Annotated in this window: 1 protein-coding gene (only partly in view); it reads left to right on the forward strand. The window is 61.8% G+C overall.

The window, feature by feature from the left end; translation table 11 throughout:
- Positions 1–16,810, forward strand: partial view of a non-ribosomal peptide synthase/polyketide synthase gene (locus tag AOT96_RS19650; RefSeq protein WP_156778956.1) — the 5' portion only. 11,936 nt of this gene lie beyond the right edge of the window; 16,810 of the gene's 28,746 nt are visible here — the first part of the coding sequence; the start codon lies at positions 1–3; its stop codon lies beyond the right edge, outside the window.

A 16,810-nucleotide genomic window follows, 5' to 3' on the forward strand; every position in this document is an offset into this window, starting at 1 on the left:
GTGAATTCGCTGGGTAACGGAGAACTGGGGAGCGGCAAGCCGGAGGTCGGCAGCTCGCCGGAAGACGTTCAGCGATCCGACGCATTCCCGCTTTCCGCGGCCCAGCTCGGTATGTGGTTCGCGCAACACCTCGATCCCGCCGTTCCGGTCAACATCGCTCAGTACGTCGAACTCCGTGGTGCTCTGGAACTTGACGCCCTTCGGCAGGCCTGCGCAGACGCCGGTCGCGAAATCGGGTCGGCCTTCGTCCGGATCTTCGAGATCGACGCCCAGCCTTACCAGATCATCGACCCCACACTCGATGATTCGGTCGGTTACGTCGACCTTCGTAGTGAAGACGACTCGCACGACGCTGCCATGCGGTGGATGCGAGCAGATCGCAGCCGGCCGATCGACATGCTCACGGACCGCTTGATCTCTGCCACGATCCTGCGGCTCGGCGAGAATCGCTACTACTGGTACACACGGGTCCATCACACAATTCTCGACGGTTTCGGTGCGTCGACGTTCGTCACTCGTGTGGCGGAGCTGTACTCGGCGCGCGTGGAGGGCCGGGATCCGGAGCCGAGTGAGGCCTCCGATCTCCGGAACGTCTACGAGGTGGACAACAAGTACCGCCAGTCGAGTCGTTTCGAAACCGATCGCAAGTACTGGGCAGACAAGATCGAGAATCTCGACGAGATCTCGAGCCTCGCGGGTCGAAGTGCCGCGCCGGCTCCAGTCAGTCGGATCGACAGTGCAGCGCTGTCCAACCACGTCGAGGCTCTGCTCGGGCGGTTCCTCGAGCGCATCGAGAAGACCACTGTTGCCGGCACTGTCGTCGCGGCGTTTGCGGCGTACCTCGCTCAGATGACCGGACGAGAGGACGTGTCGCTGAGTCTGCCCGTTTCCGGTCGAACAACAGCCGTGCTGCGTCGATCCGGAGGCATGGTCTCCAACGTCGTGCCGCTGCGCCTGACCGTCACCGCGGACACCACCGTCCAGGAGCTTCTGGACGATGTCAGGAACGAAATGTCCGGCGCACTGCGCCACCAGCGATACCGACACGAGGACATGGTTCGCGGCGGGGACGGGCCGGGCCGGGGCGGATTCTTCGGCCCCTGGATCAACATCATGATGTTTTCCACCGAGTTGGCGTTCGGGCCCCTCGTCGGCGAACTTCACATCTTGTCCACGGGTTTGATCGAAGACCTCGGTGTCAACCTGTATCAGAGCGTCGGCGATACCCGCACACACATCGACTTCGAGTCGAATCCCAATCTGTATGCGCCCGCGGACGCCCAGCGAAATCACTCGCGGTTCGTGGAGTTTCTCGAGAAGTTCGTCTCGGCCGAAACGAGCCGCAAGGTCTGGGATCTTCCTGTCGCAACCGACGAGGAGCGAAACAAGGTTGCCTTGTGGAACCGCACCGGCTTCCACGTTGCCTCGCAGACCATCACCGAAGCATTCGAGCGTCAGGTCGAGAGAACTCCCGATGCCACCGCTGTCGTTTTCGAAGGCGCCAGCCTCACGTACGCCGAATTCGACTCTCGCGCAAATGGTTTGGCTCGTCAACTCATCGCCATGGGTGTTGGGCCCGAATCGCTTGTAGGACTGTCGATCCGCAGGTCTTTGGACTTGATGGTCGGTCTGTACGCGATTGCCAAGGCCGGCGGAGCCTGGGTACCGGTGGATCCCGACCACCCAGCCGACCGCACCGCCTACATTCTCGAGTCGGCGCAGCCCACGTGTGTTGTGACCACTGCGCGGGACGACGTGGATCTGCCCTCGGGCACACGGGTCATCGAGATCGACACACTGGACTATGGGCAGCTCGACAGCAGACCGATCGTCAACGCGGATCGCCTGTCTCCCTTGCATTTCTCGAACACTGCGTACGTGATCTACACCTCGGGTTCGACCGGTCGACCCAAGGGTGTCGCGGTCACTCACGCGGCGATCAACAATCAGCTTCAGTGGATGAACGCCGAGTACGGGCTTTCGGCGTCGGACATCTACCTGCAGAAGACCGCTACGACATTCGACGTGTCGCTGTGGGGATTTTTCATGCCGTTGCAGGTCGGCGCCACGCTCGTCGTCGCGACTCCGGACGGTCATCGCGACCCGATCTACGTGGCGAACAAGATCGCGGAGCTCGGCGTCACGATCACCGACTTCGTGCCATCCATGCTCACGCTGTTCACTGCGAATGCACCTGCCGGATCTTGTGATTCGTTGCGCCACGTGTTCGTCATCGGCGAGGCGCTACCGCCCGAGACGTCTTCCGCCTTCCACGAACTCTGTGGAGCCGGACTGCACAACCTGTATGGTCCGACCGAAGCCGCGGTGTCGGTCACGTACTACGAGGCCGTGGCCACGGACACTACTTCCGTGCCGATCGGTATGCCACAGTGGAACACTCAGGCGCACGTACTGGACGGACAACTTCGCCCGACCCCCATCGGGCAGCCGGGTGAGCTCTATCTCGCCGGCGTTCAACTCGCGCGCGGATACGTTGGTCGACCGGACCTGAGCTCGGATCGGTTCGTAGCCAATCCGTACGGCACGGCCGGTGAGCGTATGTACCGGACCGGCGACCTCGTCCGCCGCCGTGAGGACGGAAACCTCGACTACATCGGGCGTACCGACTTCCAGGTGAAGTTCCGTGGACAGCGCATCGAGCTCGGCGAAATCGAGACCGTCCTTCTGGCACACCCCGACGTTTCGCAGGCTGTCGTTTTGGTGACCGTCACCCCGACCGGTGATCAATTGGTCGGCTACGTCGTGCCGGGTCCAGGCCGAAACATCGATGCTGCGGTGCTCAGTGAGTTCGCCGGCCGAAGCCTCCCGTCGTACATGGTTCCGGCCGCGTTGATGGTGCTCGATGCGTTGCCGCTCAACACGAGTGGCAAATTGGATCGTGCCGGGTTGCCCGAGCCGGTGTTCGCGAGTGCGAAGCAGTACCGCGAGCCCCGCACCGAAATCGAACGCATCGTGGCGGACGTGTTTGCCGACGTTCTCGGTGTCGAGCTCGTCGGTATCGATGACGACTTCTTCGAGCTCGGTGGAAACTCTCTGGTTGCAACACAATTGGTGACGCGAGTGGGTTCGGCATTGGGAGTGCAACTCGGCGTTCGAGAGCTCTTCGAATCCACCACGGTCGCCACCCTGGCGGCCCGCGCCGAGTCGGTGGCGGGCAACGCCAGGCAGCTCACCCCGCTGATCGCCAAGCCTCGTCCCGAGGTCGTCCCGCTCTCGCTTGCGCAGCAGCGCATGTGGTTCATCAACCGTCTCGATCCGTCGACGCCCGCCTACAATCTTCCGTTCACGGTCCGGCTCACCGGTTCGGTGGACCCGTCCGCCCTGCATGCCGCGGTGATGGATCTTCTCGAGCGACACGAGTCCTTGCGGACGATCTACCCTGATGTCGACGGAACCGCGCAACAGCTGGTTCTGCCGGTCGACCGGGCCGCGGTGGAGTTGAATCCGGTCAAGATTCGGAATTCGCATCTCGACGCGGCGCTGTTCGACGTGGCGTCTCGCGGCTTCGACGTGACGCTCGAAATCCCGGTACGGGTTGCCCTCTTCGAGGTGTCTCCGACGGACTACGTCCTGGTGATGGTTCTCCATCACATCGCTGCAGACGGACTGTCGTTCCGTCCGCTCGCACGTGACCTTCTCGTCGCCTACTCGGCGCGAAGTGAGAAGTCTGCGCCGGCGTGGACGCCGCTGCCGATTCAGTACGCCGACTACGCCCTGTGGCAGCGCGAAGCACTGGGATCCGACGAAGACCCGCGCTCGGAGTCGTCTCGCCAGATCAACTTCTGGCGCCGGGCACTTGCCGATCTGCCGGATCAGTTGGATCTGCCGACCGACCGACCTCGTCCTGCCATCGCGTCCAATCACGGTGCCAAGCACCATTTTCAGATCAGCGAACGCACGACGCGCAAGTTGAACGAGTTGGCGCGCTCGAGGAGCGTCTCGCTGTTCATGGTGTTGCAGGCGGCATATGCAACGCTGTTGAGCCGGCTCAGTGGTACCTCCGACATCGCGATCGGTGCCCCGATCGGCGGGCGAGGCGATCAAGCGCTCAACGACGTGATCGGCATGTTCGTGAACACCCTGGTGCTTCGCACCGAGGTCGATCCGAACGAACGATTCGAAGAGTTGCTCGCTCGGGTAAGGGAATCGGGCTTGTCTGCCTACGGGCATGCCGATGTGCCGTTCGAGCGGTTGGTCGAAGTCCTGAGTCCGGCGCGTTCGCAGGCTCGTCACCCGCTGTTCCAGGTTGCGCTCACTGCGGAGATCAGTGGACGACGCGAACTGGAATTCTCAGGTGTCAAAGCAGTTGCAGCTGAATTGGAAGTCCCGGTCGCCAAATTCGATCTCGAGCTCATGGTGTCCGAGAATCCTGAAGGCAGCGAAGACTCGGACGTCTTGAGCGCCACCTTCACCTATGCCACGGACCTGTTCGATCCGGCCACGGTGAACACTTTCGCTACTCGGTTCGTGCGCATCCTCGATGCCGTGGCTACCCGACCTGAAACGATCGTCGGCGATATCGAACTGCTCTCACGCTCCGAGCGCACCGATCTGACGGTCGTAGCCGCGGATGACACGATGCCCCGGCAGAGTCTCGTCGACATCTTCCTGTCCGGCACGGCTGAGGCGGATTCGGTTGCTGTGCGCTTCGAGGGTCGATCGATCACCTATCGAGAGCTCGATGAGCAGTCGTCGAAGCTCGCTCGGGTTCTGATCGGACGTGGCGCCGGCCCCGAGACCATTGTTGCTCTCGCCTTTCCTCGCTCGTACGAGATGGTCTGTGCAGTATGGGCGGTGGCGAAGTCAGGGGCGGCATACGTCCCAGTCGACCCGAGTTATCCGGAAGATCGTGTCCGGCACATGCTGGCCGATTCTTCGGCCGCGATCGGACTCACGTCGGGACAGTTCGTAGATCAGCTTCCTGCGGTCACAGAATGGTTGGTCCTTGACGGCCAGGCGCTGAACGGAGAACTGTCGGCGCAATCTTCAGCGCCGGTCACGGACGAGGACCGAATCGCTCCGATTCACAGTTCTCACGTTGCATATGTCATTTACACATCCGGTTCCACGGGAAAACCGAAGGGTGTCAGCGTCACTCACGGTGGACTCCGTGGCGTCAGAGACGCAGCACAGCGTCGCTACGGGGTAGAACAGTCCTCGCGCTTCCTCCATATCTGTTCACCGAGCTTCGACCCGTCGGTACTCGAATGGATGGTCGCCTTCTCCGCGGGTGCAACTTTGGTGATCGTTCCGTCGACAATTATCGGTGGACACGAGTTGTCGGATCTTCTTCATTCCGAGAAGGTCACACACGCGATCATCACTCCCGCAGTACTCGGGACCATGGAGCCGGCAGAGCTGCCTGAATTGCGAGTCGTCTCCGTCGGCGGTGACGTGACCACTCCCGAGTTGCTGGCGAAATGGGCCCCAGGGCGCGCCTACTTCAATGGGTATGGTCCGACCGAGACCACTATCATCTCGTCGTTCGGCGATCTCGCGATCGGCCGATCGATCGACATCGGGCGTCCCGTCGAGGGCATGTCGGCACTGGTACTCGACGAGCGTCTGCATCCTGTTCCAGTCGGTACCAGGGGAGAGCTCTACTTTGCGGGCGCTGCATTGGCTCGCGGCTACCATGAGCGGCGAGGCCTTTCTGCGGAACGGTTTGTCGCCAACCCGTATTCGCCGGATGGCGAGCGAATGTACCGGACCGGCGATGTCGTGCGCTGGACCGGCGGAGACGCGCGCGGTGACGCGGGGGTTCTCGAATACGTCGGCCGCAGTGACTTCCAGGTCAAGGTTCGCGGATTCCGTATCGAACTCGGTGAGATCGACGCAGTTCTGTCCTCGCACGAGTCTGTGCGCTTCGCGGTGACGGTCGGAAGCGAAGGCGCGGCGGGTGTCACAACCCTCGTTTCCTACGTCGAACTGGCTGACGGGTCGAGTTTCGATCGGGACGTGCTCGCCTCGTTCGTGGCGGAGGCTCTGCCGAGCTACATGGTTCCGTCCGTCATCTTGGAACTCGCTGAGGTTCCGTTGACCCCGGTGGGCAAATTGGATCGCCGGGCTTTGCCGGAGCCTGTTTTCGAGGTCCGCGAGTTTCGTGCACCCACCACGCCGGTGGAAGAGATTGTCGCGCAGGTGATTGCGGATGTTCTCGGAGTGGAACGAGTCGGCCTCGACGACGACTTCTTTGAACTCGGTGGCAACTCCCTGGTGGCCACTCAGGTCACCTCCCGATTGGGGCGGGCGCTCGACACTACGGTGCCGGTGCGAACGCTATTCGACGTTTCCACCGTCGAGGCGCTCGCCGCACACATCGAGTCGCACGTAGGTAGCGGCGGGCAGAAGGCGCTCGTCGCACAGGTGCGTCCCGCGGAAATTCCGTTGTCGCTGGCGCAGCAGCGCATGTGGTTCCTGAACCGCTTCGACACCGACTCAGCTGCTTACAACATCACTTTTGCTCTGCACCTGACTGGTCATCTCGATACTGCCGCGATGGAAATGGCGCTGGAGGACGTACTGGCCCGGCACGAGGTGCTCCGAACGGTATATCCGGACGGGGCTTCCGGACCGAAGCAGTCGATTCTGTCGCTTTCGGAGGCGTTCGGCGGGCTGACCGTGGAGTCGGTTTCGGATCCGGACGAGCTCGAAAGTCGAGTCGCTGCAATCGGATCCTCAGCGATCGACGTCACTGTCGATGTGCCGATCCGTGTCCGCCTGTTGACGGTCAGCGACACCGAGCACACCCTCGCGATCGTGGTTCATCACATCGCCGCTGACGGTTGGTCGATGGCGCCCCTGGCTCGCGATGTCATGATTGCCTACTCGGCACGCAAGGATGGGACCGCGCCGGCGTGGCAGCCGTTGACTGTGCAGTACGCCGACTATTCGTTGTGGCAGCGTGAGGTTCTGGGGTCGGAAGACGACTCGGAATCACTGATCTCGCAGCAGATCTCGTACTGGACCGAGACTCTGGCAGACCTACCGGATGTGATCGAGCTTCCGTCGGACCGGTCTCGGCCTGATGTGGCGTCGATGCGCGGCGAGCGATTTGCGTTCGAGATCTCCGGGGATGTGCACCGTCGATTGGACGCGCTGGCACGGGAGAACAACGCGACGCTCTTCATGGCGTTGCACTCGGCGCTTGCCGTTCTGATGGCCCGACTGAGCGGGACCTCGGACATCGCCGTGGGCACTCCCGTTGCCGGTCGCGGGGACGAGGCGCTCGACGATCTCGTCGGTATGTTCGTCAACACGCTTGTTCTGCGCACCGAGGTCGACCAGGCCCAGGCATTCACGGATCTGCTGGCTGCGGCGAGTGATTCCGCGCTCGGAGCGTTCGCTCATTCGGACGTGCCCTTCGAGCGGTTGGTGGACGTCTTGGCTCCCGCCCGGTCGCAGGCCAGACATCCGCTCTTCCAGGTTGTGCTGTCCTTGCAGAATCTCGCGCAAACGGCATTGGAACTGCCGGGACTGGCGATCAAGGCCGCCGAAATCGACACGACCACTGCCAAGTTCGACCTCGAACTCGCAGTAACAGAGTCGATCGGCGAAGACGGGATCCAGCAAGGGCTCTCGGCCGAATTCACGTTTGCTGCAGATCTGTTCGACGTTTCGACGGTCGAGGGGTTTGCTCGGCGTCTGGTTCGTATCCTCGAGACTGTCGTGTCGGTTCCTTCGATTGTCGTCGGTGACATCGATATTCTCGATGCGGCCGAGCGGGGTGTGCTGGCCGATGTTCATGGAGGTCAGTCGGTCTCGGGAACCCTGGTCGAGATCCTCACAGCGGCGGCCGCTGTGGATCCGTCGGCGGATGCGATTCGCTTCGACGGTCAGTCGATCAGCTACCGCGAACTCGACGAGCGGTCGTCGCGACTCGCTCGTGTTCTGATTGCGAAGGGCGTCGGGCCGGAGGATCGGGTCGCGATCGCGATTCCGCGTTCGGCCGATTCGGTTCTCGCTCTGTGGGCAGTGGTGAAAACGGGTGCTGCATTCGTGCCCGTCGACCCGACGTATCCGGTTGACCGTATCGCCCACATGATCTCCGATTCCGGTGCGGTGCTGGGTCTTGCGCTCAGTGACGTCGAGGCAGGATTGCCGTCGGCGTTGACGTGGGTTGTTCTCGACGACGAGAAGACAGTGGCGGCGTGCGCGGCAGAATCTTGCGCGCCGGTGAGTGATTCGGATCGACGCAGTGCGATCGACGAGCGGCAGCCTGCTTACGTCATCTACACCTCTGGCACCACGGGTCTGCCCAAGGGCGTTGTGGTCACCAATGCGGGTGTGGCGAACTTCTGCGCCGAGCAGGTCGAGCGCTATGCGCTGACCGCGGATGCTCGAACGCTGCATTTCGCCTCGCCGAGTTTCGATGCTTCTGTTCTCGAGTTGCTGATGGCATTCGGCGCAGCATCGACGATGGTGATTGCGCCGACGACGGTGTACGGCGGCGCGGAATTGGCCGAGATCTTGCGCTCGGAGGGCGTGACGCATGCGTTCGTGACGCCCGCTGCGCTGGCATCAGTGGATCCGAGCGGGCTCGACGCGTTGCGGGTGGTTGTCGTCGGTGGCGAAGCCAGTTCGCGGTCTCTCGTTGCCAAGTGGGCGGTGCCGCTTCCGGATGGCGGTGTGCGTGGATTCTTCAATGCGTACGGTCCGACGGAGTCGACAGTCGCCTCGAACATCAGCGATACGCTGACCGCGTTTGATCGTATGAACATCGGCGGCCCGATTCGGGGAATGGCCGCGCGGATCTTGGACGGCCGCTTGCAGCCCGTTCCGGTTGGTGTCACAGGTGAGTTGTACGTGTCGGGTGTTCAGGTCGCTCGTGGATACCTGGGACAGCCGGCATTGACAGCGGGTCGTTTTGTCGCAGACCCGTTCGGGGCGCCGGGAGAGCGGTTGTACCGCACGGGTGACGTGGTCCGGTGGATCGACGGTGGCGCAGTGGAGTACGTGGGCCGCAGTGACTTCCAGGTCAAGATCCGTGGGTTCCGTATCGAACTCGGCGAGATCGAGGCCGCGCTGACCCGTTGCGCGGGCGTTGCGCAAGCTGTTGCTCTCGTTCGTTCCGACGATCACTTCGGAGATCGTCTCGTTGCATACGTCGTGCCGCAGGCCGGCGCCGAGGTGGATCCCGCACAGGTCATCGAGTCGGTGTCGACGTTCCTGACCGGCTACATGGTCCCCGACTCGGTACTGGTACTCGATTCGATTCCGTTGACCACCGCGGGCAAGACGGACATCAAGGCTCTGCCCTCGCCCGTGTTCGAGTCCAAGGTGTACCAGGCGCCGATCACGACCGTCGAAGAGACTGTCGCGCAGGTGTTCTCCGAAGTTCTCGGAGTCGCACAGGTTGGCCGCGACGACGATTTCTTCGAACTCGGCGGCAACTCGTTGATCGCGACCCGTGTCGCCGCTCGGCTGGGAGAGGCGCTCGACACAAGCGTTCCGGTTCGTGCGCTCTTCGAAGCGTCGACCGTGCAGTCACTCGCCGTCCGGCTCGAGCTGCACGCCGGTTCGGGCGCCACCGCCCCACTGGTGCAGCAGCCCCGGCCAGCTCGGATCCCACTTTCGTTGGCGCAGCAGCGCATGTGGTTCCTGAACAGGTTCGAACCCGCGTCGGCAGTGAACAACGTCCCGGCGGCGATCAGGATTTCGGGCGCCCTCGATGTGGCAGCTCTTGACGCCGCCGTGATCGATGTCGTGGGCCGACACGAATCACTGCGAACTGTGTATCCAGACGTCGACGGCGTCGGCTATCAGGACGTCCTCGACGTCCAAGACGTTGTCGTCGATCTCAGCCCCGTGTCGATCACGGAAGATCGCCTGGCTGCGGGCGTCGCAGAGCTGGCGACAGTCGGCTTCGACGTGACGTCCGAAGTCCCGTTGCGCGCCAAGCTCTTCAAAGTCGGCGACAGCGAATACGTTCTGGTGTTCGTCGTGCATCACATCTCGACCGACGGTTTCTCGATGGGTCCGTTGACCCGTGACGTGATGGTTGCCTACGAAGCACGTACACGAGCGTCGGTGCCGGCTTGGACGCCGTTGCCGGTGCAGTACGCCGATTACTCGTTGTGGCAGCGTGAGGTTCTCGGGTCCGAGGACGATCCGCGGTCCGTGATCGCGAAGCAGATTGCGTTCTGGTCGGATGCGTTGGCTGATCTTCCGGAGCAGTTGGATCTGCCTGCCGATCGTCCGCGTCCCGAGGTCGCTTCAGGGCGCGGAGCCGAGGTCGAGTTCGATATCGACGCCACCCTGCACGAAGCTGTCAATTCGATTGCGCACAGCAGTAACTCGACACCATTCATGGTTGTTCACGCAGCGCTCGCCGTCGTACTTTCTCGTTTGTCCGCAACGACCGACATCGCGATCGGTACACCGATCGCGGGTCGCGGTGAGGCGCAGCTCGACGATCTGATCGGTATGTTCGTCAACACTTTGGTGTTGCGTACCGAGGTTGATCCGTCGATGTCGTTCACGGATCTGTTGGCTTCGGCGCGTGAAGTGGATCTACAGGCGTTCGCGCATGCGGATGTTCCGTTCGAGCGTGTGGTGGAGGTTCTCGATCCGGTTCGTTCGCAGGCTCGTCATCCGCTGTTCCAGGTGGCATTGACGTTCCAGAACCACGAACAGACAACGCTCGAACTGGGCGACCTCGAAGTGTCGATCGAAAGTGCCGATCTTGCGCTGGCGAAATTCGACCTCCAGTTGACCCTGACCGAACGAACCGACGAGGCCGGCGCACCCGCCGGAATGTCCGCCTCTTTGACGTATGCGACGGATCTGTTCGACGAGTCGACCGTTGTGGAATTCGGTGATCGGCTGGTAAGGACCTTCCGTGCGGTGACTGCTGATCCCACCGTAGCGGTGGGTGACGTTGACATCTTGGTCGATGGAGAACGAAACCTGCTGTCCCGCTTCAGTGCCGGCCAGATCGATCGTGGTGTGGATTCGACGTTGTCGGCGTGGTTCGATGATGCTGCTGCGCGGTTTGGTGATCGGGTTGCGGTGCGGTTCGGTGGCGAGTCGTTGTCGTATGGTGAGTTGTCGGTGCGGGCTAATCGTTTGGCGCGCAGGTTGATTGCTCAGGGTTGTGGTCCGGAGTCGTTGGTGGCGGTGGCGTTGCCGCGGTCGGCGGATCTTGTGGTGGCGTTGTTGGCGGTGGTGAAGTCCGGTGCGGGGTATTTGCCGGTGGATCCGTCGTATCCGGCTGATCGTGTCGAGTTCATGTTGGCTGATGCTGCTCCGGTGGCTGCGATTTCGTGGTCCGGGCGTGAGTTGGTGTTGCCCGCTGGTTTGCCTGTGGTTGATATCGACGCGGTGGATGTGTCGGAGTTCGATGGTTCGGTGGTTTCGGATGCGGATCGTGTTGCGCCGTTGCGGTCGTCGAATGTTGCGTATGTGATTTACACGTCGGGTTCGACGGGTCGCCCGAAGGGTGTGCAGGTTCCGCACACGACGGTGGCGAAGTTGTTTGCGAATACCGAGGGTGTGTACGGGTTCGACGAATCCGATGTGTGGACGATGTTCCACAGTTATGCGTTCGACTTCTCGGTGTGGGAGTTGTGGGGTCCGCTGTTGTACGGCGGCACGTTGGTGGTTGTGGATTATGTGACGTCGCGGTCGCCGGAGCAGTTCTTGGAGTTGCTTGCTGCTGAGCGGGTGACGGTGCTCAATCAGACGCCGTCGGCGTTCTATCAGTTGGCCGAGGCTGATCGGTTGGCGTCGGAATCCGGTCGGGCTGCTGAGTTGTCGTTGCGGTGGGTTGTTTTCGGCGGCGAGGCGCTCGAGCTGCGTCGCTTGTCGGATTGGTACGGCCGCCGCGGTGACTTCGCGCCGACGTTGGTGAACATGTACGGCATCACGGAGACGACGGTGCATGTGAGCCATCGTGTGTTGGATGGTGCGTTGGCGGCGGATGCGTCGGCGAGTGTTGTGGGTCAGGCTATTTCGGGTCTGCAGGTGTTCGTGCTCGATACGCGTTTGGCTCCGGTGCCTGTTGGTGTCGCGGGTGAGATGTATGTCTCTGGTGTTCAGTTGGCTCGGGGTTATCTGGGTCAGGCGGGGTTGACGTCGACGCGGTTTGTGGCGAATCCGTTCAATGCCGGCGAGGTGTTGTACCGCACGGGTGACGTCGCGTCGTGGAACAGTGCTGGTGATTTGGAGTATCTGGGTCGCGCGGATGATCAGGTGAAGATCCGTGGTTTCCGGATCGAGATCGGTGAGATCGAGTCTGCGGTGTTGGCGGATGTGTCGGTGGCGCAGACGGCGGTGGTTGTTCGTGAGGATTCTCCGGGTGATCAGCGGTTGGTGGCGTATGTGGTTCCGGCTGCGGGTGTGAGCGTTTCGGTCGACGATGTCCGCACCGGTGTGGGTTCGTTGTTGCCGGAGTACATGGTGCCGTCGGCGTTTGTGGTGTTGGATTCGATTCCGTTGACGGTGAACGGGAAGTTGGATCGTCGGGCGTTGCCGGTTCCGTCGTTGCAGGTTGCGGTGTTCCGGGCTCCGACGTCGGTGGTGGAAGAGGTTGTTGCGCAGACGTTTGCGGATGTTCTGGGCGTCGAGCGTGTTGGTTTGGATGATGATTTCTTCGCGCTCGGTGGTAATTCGCTGATTGCGACGCAGGTGACGTCTCGGTTGGGTCAGGCGTTGGATGCTTCGGTGTCGGTGCGGGAGTTGTTCGAGGCGTCGACGGTGGAGGCGTTGGCTGCTCGTTTGGGTTCTCATGTCGGTGGCGGTTCACGTGCGGCGTTGACTGCGCAGGTGCGTCCGGTTCGGGTGCCGTTGTCGTTGGCGCAGCAGCGCATGTGGTTCCTCAACCGATTCGACACCGATTCTGCTGTCAACAATGTCCCTGTTGCCGTTCGGCTCACGGGTGCGCTCGATCTGGCGGCCCTGAATTCGGCAGTTCACGACGTTATCGGCCGTCACGAGGTTCTGCGCACGGTCTACCCCGAGGTCGACGGCGTCGGCTACCAGAAGATCTGCTCGGTAGAAGATGTCTCGATCGATCTCGGCGCAGAACGCGTCACAGACGACCGAATCCAGGCGGAGCTGTATTCGTTCTTCGCCCAGGGCTTCGATGTCACTGTCGAGGTTCCGTTGCGCGCCAAGCTTTTTCAGGTCGCTGATGACGACTTCGTGTTGTCGTTCGTGATGCATCACATCTCGACCGACGGCTTCTCGATGGGCCCGTTGACCCGCGACGTCATGACCGCCTACTACGCCCGAACCAACGGCCAGGCTCCGACCTGGACGCCGTTGCCGGTGCAGTATGCCGACTATTCGTTGTGGCAGCGTGAGGTTCTCGGGTCCGAGGACGATCCGCAGTCCATGATCGCGAAGCAGATTGCGTTCTGGTCGGATGCGTTGGCTGATCTTCCGGAGCAGTTGGATCTGCCTGGTGATCGTCCGCGTCCCGAGATTGCTTCAGGGCGCGGCGCCAATCACAGTTTCACCATCGAACCGCAGCTGTGGTCCGAGCTGGACGAACTGGGCAAGGCAACGAACGCAACTCCGTTCATGGTTGTTCACTCGGCTCTGGCGGTGCTGTTGGCACGACTGTCCGCGACGACCGACATTGCGATCGGTGCCCCGATCGCGGGTCGTGGTGAAGCCGAGCTCGATGACGTGATCGGTATGTTCGTCAATACCTTGGTGCTGCGTACCGAGGTTGATCCGTCGATGTCGTTTGCCGAGTTGTTGGCGTCGGCGCGTGAGGTGGATTTGCAGGCGTTCGCGCATGCGGATGTTCCGTTCGAGCGTGTGGTGGAGGTTCTCGATCCGGTTCGTTCGCAGGCTCGTCATCCGTTGTTCCAGGTGGCGTTGACGTTCCAGAACCTTGGACAGAGTGCTCTCGAACTGCCCGGACTCACCGCCGCTGCTGTGGAATTCGACGCAGCACTGGCCAAGTTCGATCTGCAATTCACACTTGAAGACGCCGCTGACGCCGGTATGTCCGGCACCCTGACCTACGCGACGGATCTGTTCGACGCGTCGACAGCGGCCGAGTTCGCTGATCGGTTCGTGTCCGTCCTCCGTGGCGTTGTCGCGAATCCGGCCGCTGCCGTTGGCGACGTGGATGTTATGACCGCCGGTGAGTTGGATCGCGTTCTGTCATGGAGCGACACGGGTGTCGACAGTGGTGTGGATTCGACGTTGTCGGCGTGGTTCGATGATGCTGCTGCGCGGTTTGGTGATCGGGTTGCGGTGCGGTTCGGTGGCGAGTCGTTGTCGTATGGTGAGTTGTCGGTGCGGGCTAATCGTTTGGCGCGCAGGTTGATTGCTCAGGGTTGTGGTCCGGAGTCGTTGGTGGCGGTGGCGTTGCCGCGGTCGGCGGATCTTGTGGTGGCGTTGTTGGCGGTGGTGAAGTCCGGTGCGGGGTATTTGCCGGTGGATCCGTCGTATCCGGCTGATCGTGTCGAGTTCATGTTGGCTGATGCTGCTCCGGTGGCTGCGATTTCGTGGTCCGGGCGTGAGTTGGTGTTGCCCGCTGGTTTGCCTGTGGTTGATATCGACGCGGTGGATGTGTCGGAGTTCGATGGTTCGGTGGTTTCGGATGCGGATCGTGTTGCGCCGTTGCGGTCGTCGAATGTTGCGTATGTGATTTACACGTCGGGTTCGACGGGTCGCCCGAAGGGTGTGCAGGTTCCGCACACGACGGTGGCGAAGTTGTTTGCGAATACCGAGGGTGTGTACGGGTTCGACGAATCCGATGTGTGGACGATGTTCCACAGTTATGCGTTCGACTTCTCGGTGTGGGAGTTGTGGGGTCCGCTGTTGTACGGCGGCACGTTGGTGGTTGTGGATTATGTGACGTCGCGGTCGCCGGAGCAGTTCTTGGAGTTGCTTGCTGCTGAGCGGGTGACGGTGCTCAATCAGACGCCGTCGGCGTTCTATCAGTTGGCCGAGGCTGATCGGTTGGCGTCGGAATCCGGTCGGGCTGCTGAGTTGTCGTTGCGGTGGGTTGTTTTCGGCGGCGAGGCGCTCGAGCTGCGTCGCTTGTCGGATTGGTACGGCCGCCGCGGTGACTTCGCGCCGACGTTGGTGAACATGTACGGCATCACGGAGACGACGGTGCATGTGAGCCATCGTGTGTTGGATGGTGCGTTGGCGGCGGATGCGTCGGCGAGTGTTGTGGGTCAGGCTATTTCGGGTCTGCAGGTGTTCGTGCTCGATACGCGTTTGGCTCCGGTGCCTGTTGGTGTCGCGGGTGAGATGTATGTCTCTGGTGTTCAGTTGGCTCGGGGTTATCTGGGTCAGGCGGGGTTGACGTCGACGCGGTTTGTGGCGAATCCGTTCAATGCCGGCGAGGTGTTGTACCGCACGGGTGACGTCGCGTCGTGGAACAGTGCTGGTGATTTGGAGTATCTGGGTCGCGCGGATGATCAGGTGAAGATCCGTGGTTTCCGGATCGAGATCGGTGAGATCGAGTCTGCGGTGTTGGCGGATGTGTCGGTGGCGCAGACGGCGGTGGTTGTTCGTGAGGATTCTCCGGGTGATCAGCGGTTGGTGGCGTATGTGGTTCCGGCTGCGGGTGTGAGCGTTTCGGTCGACGATGTCCGCACCGGTGTGGGTTCGTTGTTGCCGGAGTACATGGTGCCGTCGGCGTTTGTGGTGTTGGATTCGATTCCGTTGACGGTGAACGGGAAGTTGGATCGTCGGGCGTTGCCGGTTCCGTCGTTGCAGGTTGCGGTGTTCCGGGCTCCGACGTCGGTGGTGGAAGAGGTTGTTGCGCAGACGTTTGCGGATGTTCTGGGCGTCGAGCGTGTTGGTTTGGATGATGATTTCTTCGCGCTCGGTGGTAATTCGCTGATTGCGACGCAGGTGACGTCTCGGTTGGGTCAGGCGTTGGATGCTTCGGTGTCGGTGCGGGAGTTGTTCGAGGCGTCGACGGTGGAGGCGTTGGCTGCTCGTTTGGGTTCTCATGTCGGTGGCGGTTCACGTGCGGCGTTGACTGCGCAGGTGCGTCCGGTTCGGGTGCCGTTGTCGTTGGCGCAGCAGCGCATGTGGTTCCTCAACCAGTTGGATACGAGCTCGGCAGGGAACAACGTCCCGGTTGCGATAACTCTCACCGGAGAACTGGACGTCTCGGGGCTGGAGCAAGCGGTCGCCGACGTTATCGGCCGTCACGAGGTTCTGCGCACGGTCTACCCCGAGGTCGACGGCGTCGGCTACCAGAAGATCGTTGCACCGGCTGATGTCGACGTGAACCTCGCTGCAACCTCGGTCTCGGATTCGGAGATCGTTTCCGAGGTAACGAACTTCGTAGCGGCAGGCTTCGACGTGACGGCCGAGGTGCCGTTGCGCGCCAAGCTTTTCCAGATCAAGGCCGACGAGCACGTTCTGGTATTCGTGGTGCATCACATCTCGACCGACGGCTTCTCGATGGGCCCGTTGACCCGCGACGTCATGACCGCCTACTACGCCCGAACCAACGGCCAGGCTCCGACCTGGACGCCGTTGCCGGTGCAGTACGCCGACTATTCGTTGTGGCAGCGTGAGGTTCTCGGGTCCGAGGACGATCCGCAGTCCGTCATCGCGCAACAGATCACTTACTGGGCGCAAGCACTGGACGGCGTGCCCGAACAGTTGAATCTTCCGGGGGATCGGGCTCGGCCGGCGGTATTCTCCGGTCAGGGAGCGACATTCGAATTCTCGATCGGTCAGGAATTGCATGAGCGGCTGATCAGCGTGGGCCGGGAACACAATGCGTCGATGTTCATGGTGGTCCATGCGGCTCTGGCGTCGCTTCTCGCTCGTCTGTCGGGAACAACGGACATCAACA

Origin of the sequence: Rhodococcus sp. 008 (assembly GCF_001682295.1) — a bacterium.
GTDB classification, from domain to species: Bacteria; Actinomycetota; Actinomycetes; order Mycobacteriales; family Mycobacteriaceae; genus Rhodococcus_F; species Rhodococcus_F qingshengii.